This window comes from Micromonospora sp. WMMA1996, assembly GCF_002573675.1.
Classification (GTDB): domain Bacteria; phylum Actinomycetota; class Actinomycetes; order Mycobacteriales; family Micromonosporaceae; genus Micromonospora; species Micromonospora sediminicola.
Genome location: NZ_PDHU01000001.1, coordinates 3,762,048 through 3,778,582, shown reverse-complemented (window position 1 = coordinate 3,778,582; position 16,535 = coordinate 3,762,048). Strand labels below are relative to the sequence as shown.

Annotated in this window: 13 protein-coding genes; 7 read left to right on the top strand and 6 right to left on the bottom strand. The window is 73.9% G+C overall.

What is annotated here, in order from left to right; genetic code table 11:
- Positions 1-19: 19 nt before the first annotated feature.
- Positions 20-1,231, bottom strand: a complete 1,212-nt coding sequence (locus COO58_RS17360) for an acyl-CoA dehydrogenase family protein (RefSeq protein ID WP_098745750.1) — start codon at positions 1,229-1,231, stop codon at positions 20-22.
- Positions 1,232-2,305, bottom strand: a complete 1,074-nt coding sequence (locus COO58_RS17355) for a phosphotransferase family protein (RefSeq protein ID WP_098745749.1) — start codon at positions 2,303-2,305, stop codon at positions 1,232-1,234.
- Positions 2,306-2,455: 150 nt separating this feature from the next.
- On the opposite strand from COO58_RS17355, the gene COO58_RS17350 reads away from it, so the two are divergent.
- Positions 2,456-3,160, top strand: coding sequence for an amino acid-binding protein (locus COO58_RS17350; protein ID WP_098745747.1), 705 nt, complete (start codon positions 2,456-2,458; stop codon positions 3,158-3,160).
- Between the two features lie 80 nt (positions 3,161-3,240).
- Positions 3,241-4,383, top strand: coding sequence for a GNAT family N-acetyltransferase (locus COO58_RS17345; RefSeq protein ID WP_255292659.1), 1,143 nt, complete (start codon positions 3,241-3,243; stop codon positions 4,381-4,383).
- A 178-nt stretch (positions 4,384-4,561) separates the two neighbouring features.
- Here COO58_RS17345 and COO58_RS17340 read toward each other — a convergent pair whose 3' ends face one another.
- On the bottom strand, positions 4,562-6,127 hold the full coding sequence (locus tag COO58_RS17340; RefSeq protein WP_091579276.1) for an aldehyde dehydrogenase family protein: 1,566 nt from the start codon (positions 6,125-6,127) through the stop codon (positions 4,562-4,564).
- Positions 6,128-6,557: 430 nt separating this feature from the next.
- Here COO58_RS17340 and COO58_RS17335 point away from each other — a divergent pair, with 430 nt between their 5' ends.
- The 3 genes from COO58_RS17335 to COO58_RS17325 all read left to right on the top strand — a co-directional run bounded on the left by COO58_RS17335 (position 6,558) and on the right by COO58_RS17325 (position 12,752).
- Positions 6,558-9,428 carry a glycoside hydrolase family 9 protein gene (locus tag COO58_RS17335; protein WP_098745746.1) on the top strand — a complete coding sequence of 957 codons (2,871 nt, stop codon included), beginning with the start codon at positions 6,558-6,560 and terminating at the stop codon, positions 9,426-9,428.
- Between the two features lie 232 nt (positions 9,429-9,660).
- Positions 9,661-12,096: a non-reducing end alpha-L-arabinofuranosidase family hydrolase gene (locus tag COO58_RS17330; RefSeq protein WP_098746419.1), complete on the top strand. Its 2,436-nt coding sequence runs from the start codon at positions 9,661-9,663 to the stop codon at positions 12,094-12,096.
- A 131-nt stretch (positions 12,097-12,227) separates the two neighbouring features.
- Positions 12,228-12,752, top strand: a complete 525-nt coding sequence (locus tag COO58_RS17325) for a GNAT family N-acetyltransferase (protein WP_098745744.1) — start codon at positions 12,228-12,230, stop codon at positions 12,750-12,752.
- A 1-nt stretch (position 12,753) separates the two neighbouring features.
- Here COO58_RS17325 and COO58_RS17320 read toward each other — a convergent pair whose 3' ends face one another.
- Genes COO58_RS17320 through bioB form a run of 3 tightly spaced genes read right to left on the bottom strand, consistent with a single transcriptional unit; the run spans position 12,754 to position 14,482 of the window.
- Positions 12,754-13,260 carry a GNAT family N-acetyltransferase gene (locus COO58_RS17320; RefSeq protein ID WP_098745743.1) on the bottom strand — a complete coding sequence of 169 codons (507 nt, stop codon included), beginning with the start codon at positions 13,258-13,260 and terminating at the stop codon, positions 12,754-12,756.
- 3 nt (positions 13,261-13,263) lie between these two features.
- Positions 13,264-13,479: a hypothetical protein gene (locus tag COO58_RS17315; protein ID WP_091579261.1), complete on the bottom strand. Its 216-nt coding sequence runs from the start codon at positions 13,477-13,479 to the stop codon at positions 13,264-13,266.
- Between the two features lie 7 nt (positions 13,480-13,486).
- Complete coding sequence (gene bioB / locus COO58_RS17310; RefSeq protein ID WP_091579258.1) at positions 13,487-14,482, bottom strand: biotin synthase BioB; 996 nt, start codon at positions 14,480-14,482, stop codon at positions 13,487-13,489.
- A 144-nt stretch (positions 14,483-14,626) separates the two neighbouring features.
- On the opposite strand from bioB, the gene COO58_RS17305 reads away from it, so the two are divergent.
- Positions 14,627-15,772, top strand: coding sequence for an 8-amino-7-oxononanoate synthase (locus COO58_RS17305; protein ID WP_098745741.1), 1,146 nt, complete (start codon positions 14,627-14,629; stop codon positions 15,770-15,772).
- Positions 15,769-16,494: a dethiobiotin synthase gene (gene bioD / locus COO58_RS17300; RefSeq protein ID WP_091579249.1), complete on the top strand. Its 726-nt coding sequence runs from the start codon at positions 15,769-15,771 to the stop codon at positions 16,492-16,494. Before COO58_RS17305 ends, bioD begins: the two co-directional genes overlap by 4 nt.
- The last annotated feature ends 41 nt before the right edge of the window (positions 16,495-16,535 follow it).

Sequence of the window (16,535 nt, the reverse complement as noted above, 5' to 3'; positions counted from 1 at the left end):
GCGCGGACGGCGGGATGGGTCAGGACCAGCGGCGCAGTTCGCGGCGGGCCAGGGACGCCCGGTGGACCTCGTCGGGGCCGTCGGCCAGGCGCAGCGTCCGGGCCTGGGCCCAGAGCGCGGCGAGCGGGGTGTCCTGGCTGACGCCGGCCCCGCCGTACGCCTGGATCGCCTTGTCGATCACCCACTCGGCCATGGCCGGGGTGGCGATCTTGATGGCCTGGATCTCGGTGTGCGCGCCCTTGTTGCCGACGGTGTCCATCAGCCAGGCGGTCTTGAGCACCAGCAGGCGGGCCTGCTCGATCCGGACCCGGGACTCGGCGATCCACTCCCGCACCACGCCCTGCTCGGCGAGCGGGCGGCCGAACGCCACCCGGTCGAGAGCGCGCCGGCAGAGCAGCTCCAGGGCCCGCTCGGCCATGCCGACCAGCCGCATGCAATGGTGGATCCGGCCGGGACCGAGGCGGGCCTGGGCGATGGCGAAACCGGTGCCCTCGGCCCCGACCAGGTTCTCCGCCGGCACCCGGACGCCGGTGAAGTCGATCTCGGCGTGCCCGCCGTGCGGGGCGTCGCTGTAGCCGAAGACGGTCATCCCGCGCCGTACCGTCACACCCGGGGTGTCCCGGGGGACGAGGATCATGCTCTGCTGGCGGTGCCGGTCGGCGTCCGGGTCGGTCTTGCCCATCACGATGAAGATCTCGCAGCGCGGGTCCATCGCCCCCGACGACCACCACTTGCGGCCGTCGACCACGTAGTCGTCGCCGTCGCGGGTGATCCGGGTGGCGATGTTCGTCGCGTCCGAGGAGGCGACCTCCGGCTCGGTCATGCAGAACGCGGAGCGGATCTCGCCGGCCAGCAGCGGCGCGAGCCACTGCTTCCGCTGCTCCTCGGAGCCGAACTCGGCGAGCAGCTCCATGTTGCCGGTGTCCGGCGCGGCGCAGTTGAGCGCCTCCGGGGCCAGGTGCGGGCTGCGGCCGGTCAGTTCGGCCAGCGGCGCGTACTGGAGGTTGGTCAGGCCGGCGCCGTAGCGGGCGTCGGGCAGGAACAGGTTCCACAGGCCCCGGGCCCGCGCCTCGGCCTTCAGCTCGTCCATCACCGGCGGGCGGGCCCACGGGTCGCCGGCCGCGAGCACCTGCTCGTGGTGCACCGGCTCGGCCGGGTAGACGCACTCGGTGAGGAACGCCTCCAGCCGCTGCCGCAGCTCGACCGTCCGGTCGTCGTACGCGAACTCCATCTACTTCTCCCTCACCGCGTGCAGACCGTGCGCGACCAGCGGCGCCACCATCTCGCCGATCCGGTCGAACCCCTCGCCGAGCGTCTGCCCGAGGGTGTGCCGGTAGTGGATGCCCTCGCAGATCACCGCCAGCTTGAAACAGCCGAGCGCCACGTGCCAGTGCAGCGGGCCGACGTCCACGTCGCTGCGCCCGGCGTAGCGTTCGATCAGCTCGACGCCGGTGGGGAAGCCGGCCCGGGGGCCGATGCCGTCGGCCACCGGGTTGCCCTCGGCCCGGTCGCTGTCGCCGAGCACGTCCCAGTAGGTCAGCAGCAGCCCGAGGTCGGCGAGCGGGTCGCCGAGCGTGGCCATCTCCCAGTCGAGCACGGCCCGCACCGCCACCGGGTCGACGGTGGCGAGCAGGTTGTCCAGCCGGTAGTCGCCGTGCACGATCCGACCCGCGTTCGCGCCCTCCGGCACGCTGCCGGCCAGCGCGTCGCGCAGTTCGTCGATGCCGGGCAGCGGGCGGCTGCGGGAGCGGTCGAGCTGGCCGGCCCAGCGGCGCACCTGCCGGGCCAGGTAGCCCTCGGGGCGGCCGAAGTCGGCCAGCCCGACCTCGGCCGGCTCCACCCGGTGCAGGGTGGCGAGCGTGTCCATCATCGCCATGGCCAGGTCACGCCGCTGGTCGGCGGTGAGCGCGTCGGTCTGCTCGCGCCGCCGGTAGACCTCACCGTCGACCTTCGCCATCAGGTAGAACGGCGCGCCGATCACGCTGTCGTCCGGGCAGAGCAGCAGCGCCTCGGGGACCGGCACCCCGGTCGGGGCGAGCGCCGAGATCACCCGGTGCTCGCGGGCCATGTCGTGCGCGGTGGCCAGCACGTGCCCGAGCGGCGGCCGGCGCAGCACGACCTCGCGGTCACCGGCGCGCAGCAGGTAGGTGAGGTTGGACTTGCCACCGGCGATCAGCCGCGCCGACAGCGGCCCGGCCAGATCCGGCCGGTGCGTGGCGAGGTGGGCGGCGAGCCGGTCGAGGTCGAGCCCCCGGGGGGCCGGACCGGTCGGGGGCCGGGCAGCGTCGACGGCCGGATCGGTCATCCGAATAGTTGATGGCAGCTCAGCCTTCTTGTCAAGGTCGGATTTTCCCGCCGGGACATGCCGCTGCAACGGGGGCGAAATGGTCAGCCGGCAGGCTGGGCCCCAGCCTGCCGGCCGTCGAGCCGGCCCGCCGAGCGGAGGGGATCAGACATGCTGCTGAGAGTTCGGGTGACCCTGCCGGACCGACCGGGCACGCTCGGCCAGGTGGCCCGGACGCTCGGCGTCTCCGGCGCCGACATCGTGCAGGTGGTGGTCCTGGAACGGCTCGGCGGGCGGGCGGTCGACGACTTCACCGTGGTCTGGCCCGGCGCGGCGCGGGTGGAGCGGCTGCTCGCCGGGCTGGCCGCGATCCCCGGTGTCCGAGTGGACGGGGTGTGGCGGGCGATCGGCGCGCCCACCACCACCGGCCAGGACGCCGAGCTGCTCGCCCAGGTGGCGGCCAACCCCACCGACGGGGTGGCCACGCTCGTGGACGCCGTGCCCGGGCTGCTCGCGGCGGACTGGGCGGTGGCCGCCGTGGTCCCGCTGGACTGGGCCTCGCGCAGCGGCGAGTGCGGCACGGCCACGGTCGGGCACGCGAGCTGGCGGGCCCCGAGCCCGCCCCGGCTGCCCGAGGTGACCCCGCTGCGGGCCCGCGCCCTGACCGCGCCGGACGGGCACCACTACGCGGTCGCGCCGTTCGGTCGGGCCGGCCTGGTGCTGGTGGTCGCCCGCGACCACAGCGAACCGCTCGCGGCCGCCGGGTTCCACTCCACCGAGGTGGACCGGCTCGCCCAGCTGGTCCGCGCCAGCGCGGTGATCCTCGGCGACCGGCTGGACCTGGTCGGCGCGCCGCCGGTGACCACCATCACCTGACCGGTCGCGCCGCGTCACCCCGGGGCAACGGGGGCGCAACAGGCGGCCGGCATGGTCGGGGGTGAGGAAGGGAGACAACCATGGCGCTCTGGCGGATCCGAGCCACCGTGGACGACCGGCCGGGTTACCTGTCGGTGCTCACGGCGAGCCTCGCGTTGCGCGGGGTCAACATCCTCACCGTGCAGGTGCACACCACCGAGGTCGGCGCGGTCGACGACTTCCTGGTCGACGCGCCCGAGCAGGTCACCGAGGCCGAGCTGCGGGCCGCCGTGGAGCGCGGTCGGGGCCGGGACTGCTGGGTGGCGCGCAGCGAGGCGCGCGGGCTGGCCGACGAGCCGACCCGGGTGCTCGGCCTGGCCGGCCGGCTGGTGCGCGACCCGGAGGCGGCCGGCGCGACACTGCGGACGCTGCTCGGCGCCGACGCGGTGACCTGGCGCCCGACCCCGGCCGCCGCGCCCGGCGGCGTGGGCGGCACCACCATGCTGCTCACCGACCCGGCGGGCGGCGGCTACGAGCTGCGCCGCCGGGAGCCGAGCTTCACCCCGGCCGAGTACGCCCGGGCGCAGGCCCTGGTCGAGCTGGCGGCGACGCTGGCCCGTCGGGACGTCGACCGGGTCACGCTGGTGCTGCCGGACGGCGCGGAGGTGACGGTGCGGCCGGCCACCGTCGAGGACGTGCCGGCCGTACGCGAGCTGCACGTGGCCTGCTCGGCGCGAAGCCGGCAGCGGCGCTACCTGAGCGGGGCGGCGGACCCGTCGCCGGCGCGGCTGCGCCGACTGCTGGAGCCGGCCCGGGGGGTGACAGTGCTCGCCACGGCGGGCTCCGGCGGGGCGGCGGAGCCGGTCGTGGCCATGGCCAACCTGCTCGGCGAGGGGGACGAGGCCGAGGCGGCGCTGCTGGTCCGCGACGACTGGCAGCGCCGGGGTCTCGGCTCGGCGCTGCTGCGCCGCCTGGTCGGGCACGCCGACCGGGCCGGCTACGCCGCCGTGCTGCTGCACGTGCAGGCGGAGAACACCCCGATGCTGCGGACGCTGCGCCGGCTGGACCGGCCGGTGGCGGTGGAGCGCGACGGCGCGGTGCTGACCGCGACGCTCCCGCTGGTCCCGGCGACGGCCGGGTGGCCGGCGGCCGGCGGTGCGGCGGGCGCGGTGACCGGCGGACCGGCGAAGGCCGGTCGCGGCGCGGGTGCCGGCGCGGTCGTGCCGGCGCAGCGGTCGGATTGAGCTGACGGTCGTCCGGTCCGACCACGGAGGTGAGCCGCAACGGCGCGGCGCGCCCGAGGGGCACGACCGGACGGCCGCAACCGGCGCCCAGCGCGCCACCCGGACCGACTCCCGATGCGGGGGGCGGTGACACGGCGGGGCCCCCGGTGCGGGGGCCCCGTTCGTGTGTCGGGACGGTTCAGGTGGCCGGGTAGCTGCTGTAGTCCGGGAAGTTGCCGTAGAGGCGTCGGTCGCCGCCCACGGTGACCGCCTGGACCAGCAGGTCGCCGCCGACGAACGCGCCCTTCCAGGACGCGCCCCGGCCGCCGAACGCCTCGTCCCGGTCGCCCCGGGAGCGGGGCTTGTTGATGCCCACCTTGAAGGCCTGCAGGTCGACCGCCAGCTTGCCGGCCAGCTCCTCGTCGTCGCAGGCCAGCGACGCGACCAGCGCGCCGTTGGAGGCGTTCATCTGGGCCAGCAGCTCGTCGGTGGTGTCCACCACGACGATGGTGTCCACCGGGCCGAACGGCTCGGCGTGCATCAGGCGGGACCGGCCGGGCGGGGCCAGCAGCACGGCGGGGGCCACGTACGCCGAGGTGTCCTGCCCGTCGAGGAACGGCGCCCCGTCGAGCTTGCCCCGGTGCAGCGGCACGGCGCCGCCGCGTACCGCCTCGTCGACCTTGCGCCGCAGCTCGTCGGCCTTGGCCGCGCTGATCAGCGGGCCGAAGTCCAACTCCGGCAGCGGGTCGCCGGCCGACCAGTCGTCGCCGACGGCGAGCGGGTGGCCGAAGCGGACCGAGCGGACGACCGGCAGGTACATGTCGAGGAACTCGTCGACCAGGTCCCGCTGGACCACGAACCGGGGGTACGCGGTGCAGCGCTGCTTGCCGTACTCGAAGCCCTTCTTCAGGTGCGCCGCGAGCGTGTCCCACTGGGAGAAGTTCCAGATGCCCCAGGCGTTGAGGCCCTCCTGCTCGATGAAGTGCCGCTTGTCGGAGTCGAGCAGCGCCGCGGCGACCTTGCCGCCGTTGGAGCGCCCGCCGACGAACGCCACCGCGCCGATCTCGGGCGCGCGGACCAGCACCTCGGACAGTTCCTCGCCGCTGCCGGAGACCAGCGTGGCGGGCAGCCCGGCCCGGCGCATCAGCGCGTGCGCGACGGTGAGGCAGACCGCGCCGCCCTGGGACGGGGTCTTGGCGATGACCGCGTTGCCGGCCAGGAGCTGCACCAGTTCGGCGTGCACGAGCACGCTCATCGGGTAGTTCCAGGAGGCGATGTTGCTGACCGGGCCGGGCAGCGGCTCGCGGCCGTCGGCGAGCATCCGCTCGATCTCACCGACGTACCAGCGCACGCCGTCGAGCGCCCGGTCCACGTCGGCGCAGGCGAGCCGCCACGGCTTGCCGATCTCCCAGACCAGCAGCAGGGCGAGCAGGTCGCGGTGCGCGGTGAGCGCGTCCAGCGCGTCGGTGACCCGGGCGGTGCGCTCGGCCAGCGGGGTCCGGGCCCACTCCCGGTGCGCGGCGGCGGCGTGGGCGACCGCGGCCCGGGCGGCGTCGGCGTCGAGCCGGGCCAGGTTCACCAGCGTGGTGTTGTCGACCGGGCTGCGGACCGCGGTGGGCGTGCCGAGCGCCCGCCACTGGCCCTCCACGAGGTTGTGCAGCGTGGCGCCGCCGTCGGCGCTCGTGTCGAAGGCCTCGGGGGTGGCGGCCACGGCCCGGGCGAGGGTGTCGGACCAGGAGGTGCCGTCGGCGAGTCGAAGGGCCATCGCGATCTCCTCAGGTTGTCCGGGGGAGCGGCGGCGTCGATGGCACCGCTGGTGACGCGTACTGTCCCGCGGGGCCGATCGGACGGGCAACCGTACGCTCGTATGCCAGGACGCGAGGCCCCTTCCCGTCGGCCTCCCCGCGCGGCGCGGGCGTTGCCGGCCCGGGCCTGAGCTGCGGATACGCTTCATTTGTATTAATGAACATCGATGATGTGATTCATCTCCATCGGGGTTACCGATGGGTAGGGCGACCCGGGTGCGCCGCCGCCGTCTTCCCAAACCGTCGCGCGCGCCGTTACATTGTCGCTTATCCATGGGAGCGCTCCCGCGCCTCCGCGGTCCACCCCACCACCACCGCCGCGTCGGCGGCCCGGGCGGCGCGTCCCCGCCGGTCCGGGCCGCCACGCGGCACCCTCCACAGGAGCTCGCCATGCTTCGACCGACCCCGCCGCCGCGCGGTCGCCCGTCCCGCCGGTGGCTCGCCGCCGGCGCCGCGCTGGTGGCCGCGCTGGCCACCGTCGCCCCGCTCCCGGCCGCCGCCGCGCCCGCCGCCGCGCAGGCCGCGCCCGCGTTCAACTACGCCGAGGCGTTGCAGAAGTCGCTGTTCTTCTACGAGGCGCAGCAGTCCGGCCGCAAGCCCTCCTGGAACCGGGTGTCCTGGCGGGGCGACTCGGCGCTCACCGACGGCGCCGACGTCGGCGTCGACCTGACCGGCGGCTGGTACGACGCCGGCGACCACGTGAAGTTCGGCTTCCCGATGGCGTTCAGCGCCACCATGCTCGCCTGGGGCGCGGTCGAGTACCGCGACGGGTACGTCGCCTCCGGCCAGCTGACGCACCTGCTCAACAACCTGCGCTTCGTCAACGACTACTTCGTCAAGGCGCACCCCGCGCCGAACGTCCTCTACGGACAGGTGGGCAAGGGCGACGACGACCACAAGTGGTGGGGTCCGGCCGAGGTGATGCCGATGGCGCGGCCCGCGTACAAGATCGACGCGAGCTGCGGCGGCGCGGACCTGGCGGGGGAGACGGCGGCCGCGATGGCCGCCTCGTCCCTGGTGTTCCGCCCCACCGACGCGGCCTACGCGGACAAGCTGCTCGGCCACGCCAAGCAGCTCTACACGTTCGCCGACACGGTGCGGAAGAGCTACCACGAGTGCATCACCGACGCGACGAGCTTCTACCGGTCGTGGAGCGGCTACCAGGACGAGCTGGTCTGGGGCGCGATCTGGCTCTACCGGGCCTCCGGTGACGCCACCTACCTGGCCAAGGCGGAGAGCGAGTACGACAAGCTCGGCACCGAGCCGCAGTCCACCACCCGCTCCTACAAGTGGACCATCGCCTGGGACAACAAGCAGTTCGGCGCGTACGTGCTGCTGGCGAACCTGACCGGCAAGCAGAAGTACGTCGACGACGCCAACCGGTGGCTCGACTACTGGACCGTCGGCGTCAACGGGCAGAAGGTGCCGTACTCGCCGGGCGGGATGGCGGTGCTCGACTCCTGGGGCGCGCTGCGCTACGCCGCCAACACCGCGTTCGCCGCGCTGGTCTACAGCGACCGGACCACCGACACCACGCGCAAGGCGCGCTACCACGACTTCGCCGTCCGGCAGGTCGACTACGCGCTCGGCGCCAACCCGCGCAACTCCAGCTACATGATCGGGTTCGGGGCGAACTCGCCGAAGAACCCGCACCACCGCACCGCGCACGGCTCCTGGTGGGACAGCCAGACCGTGCCCGCCGAGACCCGGCACGTGCTCTACGGCGCGCTGGTCGGCGGCCCGTCGGCGGCCAACGACGCGTACACCGACAGCCGGTCGGACTACGTGATGAACGAGGTGGCCACCGACTACAACGCCGGCTTCACCTCCGCGCTGGCCCGGCTCACCAACGAGTACGGCGGCAGCCCGCGCGCCGGCTTCCCGGTCGCCGAGACACCCGACATGGACGAGCTGACCGTGGAGACCACGGTGATGCAGGCCGAGCCGCGGGCCACCGGGCTGAAGGCGATCGTCTACAACAAGTCGGCGTTCCCGGCGCGGGCGCTGACCACCGGTAAGTTCCGCTACTACTTCCGGCCCGACGGCACCGGCCCGGTGACCGTGACGCCCGGCTACACCCAGGGCTGCCCGTCGCCGTCGACCGCGAAGCAGTTCTCCGGCGACATCTGGTACGTCGAGGTCGACTGCACCGGCTGGACCATCGCGCCGGCCGGGCAGTCGCAGCACCGGATGGAGGTCCAGTTCAAGATCGGCGTGCCGGAGGGCGGCACCTGGGACCCGACGAACGACCCGTCGTACCAGGCCACCGCCGGGCCGAACCGCAAGGTGCCGCTCTGGTCCGGCGGCGTGCGGGTCTGGGGTGACGAGCCCGGCCCGGCCACTCCGGACACCACCGCGCCGAGCGTCCCCGGCACCCCGGTCGCCTCCGCCGTCACGTCCACCGGCCTCACCCTGACCTGGCCCGCCTCCACCGACACCGGTGGCAGCGGCCTGGCCGGCTACGAGGTCACCCAGGCCCAGACCGGCAGCGACGCGCTGGTGCTGCGCACCGCCACCACGAACACCCTGGCCGTGACCGGGCTGCTGCCGGAGCGGACGTACCAGTTCACCGTGCGGGCCCTCGACGGCGCCGGCAACCGGTCCGCGTCGTCGGCGGCGCTGGCCGTCACCACGCCGGCCGCCCCGGCGCCGGACACCACCCCGCCGACCGCGCCCGGCACGCCCACCGCCTCCGCGGTCGGCCCGACCGGCCTGACGCTGACCTGGGGCCCGGCCACCGACGCCGTCGGCGTCACCGGCTACCGCGTCTACCGGGGCGGGACCGTCCTGGTCGGCTCCGCCACCGGCACCACGCTGTCGGTGACCGGGTTGACCGCCTCCACCGCGTACACCTTCACCGTGGTTGCGGTGGACGCGGCGGGCAACGTCTCGCCGGCCTCGCCACCGGTCACGGTCACCACCACGGCGCCGCCGACCGGCGGCGGCTGCGCGGTGACCTGGACGGCGAACACCTGGGACACCGGGTTCACCGCGAACATCACCGTTGCCAACACCGGCACCACCGCGATCAACGGCTGGACGCTGGCCTTCACGTTCCCGAGCGCCGGGCAGAAGGTCGGGCAGGCCTGGTCGGCGAACGTCACCCAGACCGGGGCGGCCGTGACGGCGTCGAACCTGTCCTACAACGGAACCCTCGCGCCGGGTGCGTCGACGAGCTTCGGCTTCAACGGCACCCACACCGGCACCAACCCGAGGCCGTCGGCCTTCACCCTGAACGGGGTCGCCTGCGCCGTGTCCTGAGCGCCGGCCCGGCGGGCGTGGTCGGTCACCGTACCCGGGTGGCCGACCACGCCACGCCGCCTCTTCCGCGGCGCGGGACGGGAGGCTCGGCGCACACGTTTCCGAAACTTTTCCGAAACCTGTTGTCCCGGACCGGGACTCGATGTAAGCATCGACAATGATCGATCTTTAACCAGGGCGTCCGGTCGTAGGCACTCCGACGGCCCGGGTGCGGGCCAGTGAGGAGGCCAAGGTGGCAATCAGCCCATCCGTTCCCCGTGGCGGGAACAGGCGGCGGCGGTCGCCCGCCGTCAGAGCGCTGCTCGCCGGCGTGGTCGGCGTCGTGACAACCGCCGCGGTCGCGGTCGTGATGCCGTCGGCGAACGCCGCGGCGAGCACGCTGGGTGCGGCGGCGGCGCAGTCGGGCCGCTACTTCGGCACCGCGATCGCGGCGAACCGGTTGAACGATTCGACGTACAGCACGATCGCGGCGCGTGAGTTCAACATGATCACGGCTGAGAACGAGATGAAGCCGGATGCGACGCAGCCCAACCAGGGTCAGTTCAACTTCTCCGCCGGGGACCAGATCTACAACTGGGCGACCCAGCGTGGCCTGAAGGTTCGCGGTCACACCCTCGCGTGGCACGCGCAGCAGCCGGGCTGGATGCAGAACATGCAGGGCAGCACGCTGCGCAACGCGATGATCAACCACATCAACGGGGTGATGGCCCACTACAAGGGCAAGCTCGCCGCGTGGGACGTGGTCAACGAGGCGTTCAACGAGGACGGCAGTCGGCGTAACTCGAACCTGCAGGGCACCGGCAACGACTGGATCGAGGTGGCGTTCCGCACCGCGCGGGCGGCCGACCCGTCGGCGAAGCTGTGCTACAACGACTACAACATCGAGAACTGGTCGTACGGCAAGACGCAGGGTGTCTACCGGATGGTCCAGGACTTCAAGTCCCGGGGTGTGCCGATCGACTGTGTGGGGTTGCAGACCCACTTCACCGGCGGTAGTTCCCTGCCGGGCAACTTCCAGACCACGCTGTCGAGCTTCGCCGCGCTCGGCGTGGACGTGGCGTTGACCGAGGTGGACGTCACCAACGCCTCCACGTCCCAGTACGCCGGGTTGACCCAGGCGTGTCTGAACGTGCCGCGCTGCATCGGCATCACCGTGTGGGGCGTACGGGACAGCGACTCCTGGCGCTCGGGCGAGAACCCGCTGCTGTTCGACGGCGGGGGCAACAAGAAGGCCGCGTACACCTCGGTCCTCAACGCCCTCAACGCCGCCGCCCCGACTTCGGGGCCGACCACGACCCCGACCACCGGGCCACCGCCCAGCGGTGGCGCCGGCCGGATCGTCGGAGCGCAGTCGGGCCGGTGCGTCGACGTGCCCAACGCCACCCAGACCAACGGCACCCGCGTCCAGCTCTGGGACTGCAACGGTCAGTCCAACCAGCAGTGGACGTACACCTCCGGCAAGCAGCTGATGGTCTACGGCAGCAAGTGCCTCGACGCGAACGGCGCGGCCACCGGGAACGGCACCGCCATCATCATCTGGGACTGCAACGGCCAGTCGAACCAGCAGTGGAACGTCAACGCCAACGGCACCATCAGCGGGGTGCAGTCCGGCCGGTGTCTGGACGTCTGGGGCACCGGCAACGGCCAGCAGATCCAGCTCTACGACTGCCACGGGCAGGCCAACCAGCAGTGGCGGACCGACTTCGGCGGCACCACGCCGCCGCCGTCCTCGCCGCCGCCGTCCTCGCCCCCGCCGGGCGGCTGCGCGCTCCCGTCGACCTACCGGTGGTCGTCGACCGGCGCGCTGACCAACCCGCAGAACGGCTGGGTCTCGCTCAAGGACTTCACCAACGTGGTCTACAACGGCAAGCACCTGGTCTACGGGTCGAACGTCAACAGCAGCGGCCAGTACGGCTCGATGAACTTCAGCCTGTTCACGAACTGGTCCGACATGGCCTCGGCCAGCCAGACCGGAATGAGCCAGGGCACGGTGGCGCCCACGCTGCTCTACTTCGCGCCGAAGAACATCTGGGTGCTGGCGTACCAGTGGGGACCGACCTCGTTCAGCTACAAGACGTCGAGCGACCCGACCAACGCCAACGGCTGGTCCTCGGCGCAGACGCTCTCCACCGCCACCCTCTCCGACGCCCCGTACGGCGTGATCGACCAGACGCTCATCGGCGACGACCAGAACATGTACCTGTTCTTCGCCGGGGACAACGGCAAGATCTACCGGTCGAGCATGCCGCTCGGTAACTTCCCGGGCAGCTTCGGTTCGAGCTACACGACGATCATGACCGACTCGACGAACAACCTGTTCGAGGGCGTCGAGGTCTACAAGGTGGCGGGCCAGAACCAGTACCTCATGATCGTCGAGGCGATCGGGAGCCAGGGACGCTACTTCCGGTCGTTCACGTCCAGCAGCCTGAACGGCACGTGGACCCCGCAGGCGGCCAGCGAGAGCAACCCCTTCGCCGGCAAGGCCAACAGCGGCGCGACGTGGACCAACGACATCAGCCACGGTGACCTGGTTCGCACCAACCCCGACCAGACCAAGACCGTCGACGCCTGCAACCTGCAGTTCCTGTACCAAGGCAAGAACCCGAGTGCGGGAGGCGACTACAACCTGCTGCCGTGGCGGCCGGCGGTGCTGACCCTCCAGCGCTAGGCGCCACACCGTTCGAGGACAGCGTGCCCGGCACCCGTGCGGTGCCGGGCACGCCTGGCGACGAGTGACGTCCCGGCCGGACGGCCGAATTCGGGGCGACCGCCGACCGGCCACCCCGGTAGCCTCCCGGCATGCCCGAGCTGATCACCCCGACCACCCGCCTGCACCGGTCCTGGCTGGCCTCCCGGGACGAGTGGGGGCGTGGCGTGCACCAGGACGGCGCGGGGCTGCGCCCCACCGACGACGTCGACACCCCGGCCGGCTTCGCCGCCTGGGTGGACGGGCTGCGCGCCGGGGAGGACGAGTCCCGGCTGCCCGAGGGCTTGGTGCCGGCGCTGTACTGGTGGATCGTCGAGGAGGACGAGGTGCTCGGGGCGATCTCGCTGCGGCTGCGCCTCAACGACTTCCTGCGCGAGGCCGGCGGCCACATCGGCTACGGGGTGCGCCCCTCGGCCCGGCGGCGTGGGCTGGCCACCTTCGCGCTCGGCGCCGCGCTCGCCGAGGCGGCCCGGCGCGGCATCGACCCGGTGCTGGTCACCTGCGACGTGGAGAACACCGCCTCGGCGCGGACCATCGAGCGGCACGGCGGGGTGCTGGAGGACGTCCGCGACACCGAACTGGGCCGGCTGCGCCGGTACTGGATCGCCACCCGCTGACTCAGCCGGGCAGGTCCTCCGCGAGCAGGTCCATCAGCAGCGCGTCGTGCCAGCGCCCGTCCGCCCCGCGCTCGTAGCGGCGCATGATGCCCACCGGACGGAACCCCACCTTCGCGTACGCCCGGATCGCCGCCGTGTTCGCCGCCGCCGGGTCGATGGTGAACCGGTGGTGGCCGTACTCGTCGACCAGGTGCCGGGCCAGCGTGCGCACGGCGTCCCCGCCCAGCCCGGCGCCGCGCGCCGCCGGGTCGAGGAAGATGTCGAGGCTGGCGTGGCGGTAGTCCGGGTCGGTCTCGGCGTACCACTGGATCGCGCCGACCAGCCGGCCGGAGTGCTCGATCGCGTAGACGGTCAGCGCCTCGTCGGCCAGGTCGGCGCGGACCGCCTCGACCAGGTCGTCCCCGCCGCGCCACCAGCGGCGCACCTCCGGGGTGGCCCGGATCGCGGCCAGCGCGGGCACGTCCTCGTCCGTCGCCGGCCGCAGCGTCACCGCCCGTCCCCGCAGCACGCCTCAGCCCCGCCGCTCGCCGTGCTCGACGCAGACCGCCGACCAGCCGGTCGGCACGACCTGCACCTTCATCCGCCGCCGGCAGGACGCGCACCAGCGCGGCGGCTCCAGCGCCCGGGCCGCCGCGCACGCCGGGTGCGGGCCGGCCGCCACCGACTCGCCGCACCTGTCGCACCAGAGCGCGGCGGGGAGGGCCGTGGCGGGGGAGAGTTCGGTCACCGCTGCCTCACAGGGTCGCCGAGAGCGCCTTCACCGGCATCTTCAGGTCTTCCAGCAGCTTCAGGTCGTCGGTCGCCGGCCGACCGAGCGTGGTCAGGTAGTTGCCGACGATGACCGCGTTGATGCCGCCGAGCAGGCCCTCGCGGGTGCCGAGGTCACCGAGGGTCAGTTCGCGGCCGCCCGCGTAGCGCAGGATGGTGCGGGGCATGGCCAGCCGGAACGCGGCGATGGCCCGCAGCGCGTCCTTGCCCTCGACCGTCGGGCGGTCACCCAGCGGCGTGCCCGGACGCGGGTTGAGGAAGTTCAGCGGCACCTCGTGCGGGTCCAGCTCGGCGAGCTGGGCGGCGAACTCGGCGCGCTGCTCGACCGTCTCGCCGAGCCCGAGGATGCCGCCGCAGCAGACCTCCATGCCGGACTCGCGGACCATCCGCAGCGTCTCCCAGCGCTCCTCCCAGGAGTGCGTGGTGACCACGTTGGGGAAGTAGGAGCGGCAGGTCTCCAGGTTGTGGTTGTAGCGGTGCACGCCCATCTCGACCAGCTCGTCGACCTGCTCCTGGGTGAGCATGCCGAGCGAGGCGGCGACCTGGATGTCGACGGCGGCGCGGATGGCGGCCACGCCCTCGCGCATCTGGGTCATCAGCCGGGCGTCGGGGCCCCGCACGGCGGCCACGATGCAGAACTCGGTCGCCCCGGTCGCCGCGGTCTGCTTCGCGGCCTCGACCAGTGCCGGGATGTCCAGCCAGACCGAGCGCACCGGCGAGGTGAACAGGCCGGACTGGGAGCAGAAGTGGCAGTCCTCCGGGCAGCCGCCGGTCTTGAGCGAGACGATGCCCTCGACCTCGACCTCCGGGCCGCACCACCGCATCCGGACCTCGTGGGCGAGCTGGAGGGCGGCGGGCAGGTGCTCGTCGGGCAGGTTCAGCACGGCGAGGATGCCGGCCTCGTCGAGGCCGACGCCGTTCTCCAGCACCCGGGTCCGGGCCTGGTCGAGGATCTCTGGCATGGCTCGTAACCTAACAGGCCGCCGAGACACCGGGAAACCGCTGGCGAGCCGGGACCGCGCCACGCCGGGGCGGTCCGCCCGGGTGGTAACTTCGCCCCGCGGAAGCGCCCGGCGGGGCGGGGAGTCGGCGGGAGGGGACGGCAGGTGGCGGACTGGCTGGCGGCCCTGGACCGCCGGGCCGAGCTGCGGGCCCGGGCCGGTCTGACCCGCACGCTGCGCCCGCGGGCCGCCGACGACGCCGTGGTCGACCTGGCCGGCAACGACTACCTCGGCCTGGCCACCCACCCGCAGGTCACCGCCGCCGCCGCGCGGGCCCTGTCCGGGTACGGGCTGGGCGCCACCGGGTCGCGCCTGGTGCGCGGCTCCACCGACCTGCACCACGCGCTGGAGGACGACCTGGCCGGCTGGCTCGGTGTCGACCGGGCGCTGGTGTTCTCCTCCGGCTACCTGGCCAACCTCGCCGCGGTCCGGGGCCTGACGCAGCCGCGCACGCTGCTCGTCTCCGACGCCCACAACCACGCCTCGCTGATCGACGGCTGCCGCATCTCCGGCGCGGAGACCGTGGTGACGCCGCACGCGGACGTGGCGGCGGTGGAGGCGGCGCTGGCCGCCGCGCCGGGTCGGCCGGCGGTGGTGGTGACCGAGTCGGTCTTCTCGGTCGACGGCGACCTGGCCCCGCTCGCGCGGCTGCACGCGGTGGCCCGCCGGCACGGCGCGCTGCTGCTGGTCGACGACGCGCACGCGCTGGGCGTCACCGGTCCGGCGGGGGCCGGTGGGGTGGCCGCCGCCGGGCTGGCCGGCGCGCCGGACGTGGTGGTCACGGCGACGCTGTCCAAGGCGCTCGGCGGGGCGGGCGGCGTGGTCGCCGGGCCGGCCGAGTTCGTCCGGCACCTGGTGGAGACCGGGCGCACGTTCATCTTCGACACCGCGTTGCCGCCGGCGGTGGCGGCCGGGGTACGCGCCGCGGTGCGGCTGGCCCGCACCGGGGACGCGCTCCGCGCCGAGCTGGCCGACCGGGCCGCGCTCGCGGTGCGGGTGCTGGGCGAGGCGGGGCTGTCGGTCTCCGCCCCGGACGCGGCGGTGGTGTCGGTGACCGCGCCCGGCCCGGAGGCGGCCACCGCCTGGGCCGCCGCCTGCCGCGCCCGGGGGGTGGCGGTCGGCTGCTTCCGACCCCCGTCCACGCCGGACAGCCGGTCCCGGCTGCGGCTGACCATCGGCGCCGGGGTGGACCGGGCCGACTTCGCCCGGGCCCTGGACGTGATCGTGGCGTGTGCGCGGGAGGTCTCATGAGCGACGGCTGGACCGGACCGGTGCTGGTGACCGGCACGGACACCGAGATCGGCAAGACCGTGGTGACCGCGGCCGTCGCCGCCGCCGCGCAGGCGGCCGGCCTGCGGGTGGCGGTGGTCAAGCCCGGCCAGACCGGTACGGCCACCGGTGAGCCCGGCGACGTCGACTCGGTGACCCGGCTGGCCGCCCCGCTCACCGGCCGGACGCTGGCCAGCTACCCGGACCCGCTCGCCCCGCTCGCCGCCGCCCGGGTCGCCGAGCTGCCGCCGCTGGAGCTCTACACCGCCGTCGACGCGATCCGCGAGGAGGCCGACAAGCACGACCTGGTGCTGGTCGAGGGCGCCGGCGGGCTGCTCGTACCGATGGGGTTGCGTCCGTCCGGCGAGCCCTGGACGGTGGCCGACCTGGCCGTGTCCCTGGGCGCGCCGGCGGTGGTGGTGACCCGGGCCGGGCTGGGCACGCTCAACCACACCGCGTTGACGCTGGAGGCGCTGGAGCGACGGGCGGTCCCGGCCGGCGTGGTGATCGGCGCCTGGCCGGCGGAGCCGGAGCTGGTGCACTGGCTCAACCTGTCCGAGCTGGTGCCGAACCTGCTCGGCGCGGTCCCGGCCGGCGCCGGCGGCATGGACCCGGGCGTGTTCCGCCGGTCCGCCCCCGGGTGGCTCACGCCCGCCCTCTACGGGGTGCTCGACGACTGGCGGGCGTGGGCCGAGGAGACCTGACCTTCGTCGGTGTCCGGGCCTCCCGCCGGTGGGTAGCGTGA

What these genes read in the sequence shown, in the direction of transcription:
- COO58_RS17360 (WP_098745750.1), bottom strand. Translation starts at nt 1,231, where the DNA reads ATGGAGTTCGCGTACGACGACCGGACGGTCGAGCTGCGGCAGCGGCTG.
- COO58_RS17355 (WP_098745749.1), bottom strand. Translation starts at nt 2,305, where the DNA reads ATGACCGATCCGGCCGTCGACGCTGCCCGGCCCCCGACCGGTCCGGCC.
- COO58_RS17350 (WP_098745747.1), top strand. Translation starts at nt 2,456, where the DNA reads ATGCTGCTGAGAGTTCGGGTGACCCTGCCGGACCGACCGGGCACGCTC.
- COO58_RS17345 (WP_255292659.1), top strand. Translation starts at nt 3,241, where the DNA reads ATGGCGCTCTGGCGGATCCGAGCCACCGTGGACGACCGGCCGGGTTAC.
- COO58_RS17340 (WP_091579276.1), bottom strand. Translation starts at nt 6,127, where the DNA reads ATGGCCCTTCGACTCGCCGACGGCACCTCCTGGTCCGACACCCTCGCC.
- COO58_RS17335 (WP_098745746.1), top strand. Translation starts at nt 6,558, where the DNA reads ATGCTTCGACCGACCCCGCCGCCGCGCGGTCGCCCGTCCCGCCGGTGG.
- COO58_RS17325 (WP_098745744.1), top strand. Translation starts at nt 12,228, where the DNA reads ATGCCCGAGCTGATCACCCCGACCACCCGCCTGCACCGGTCCTGGCTG.
- bioB (WP_091579258.1), bottom strand. Translation starts at nt 14,482, where the DNA reads ATGCCAGAGATCCTCGACCAGGCCCGGACCCGGGTGCTGGAGAACGGC.
- bioD (WP_091579249.1), top strand. Translation starts at nt 15,769, where the DNA reads ATGAGCGACGGCTGGACCGGACCGGTGCTGGTGACCGGCACGGACACC.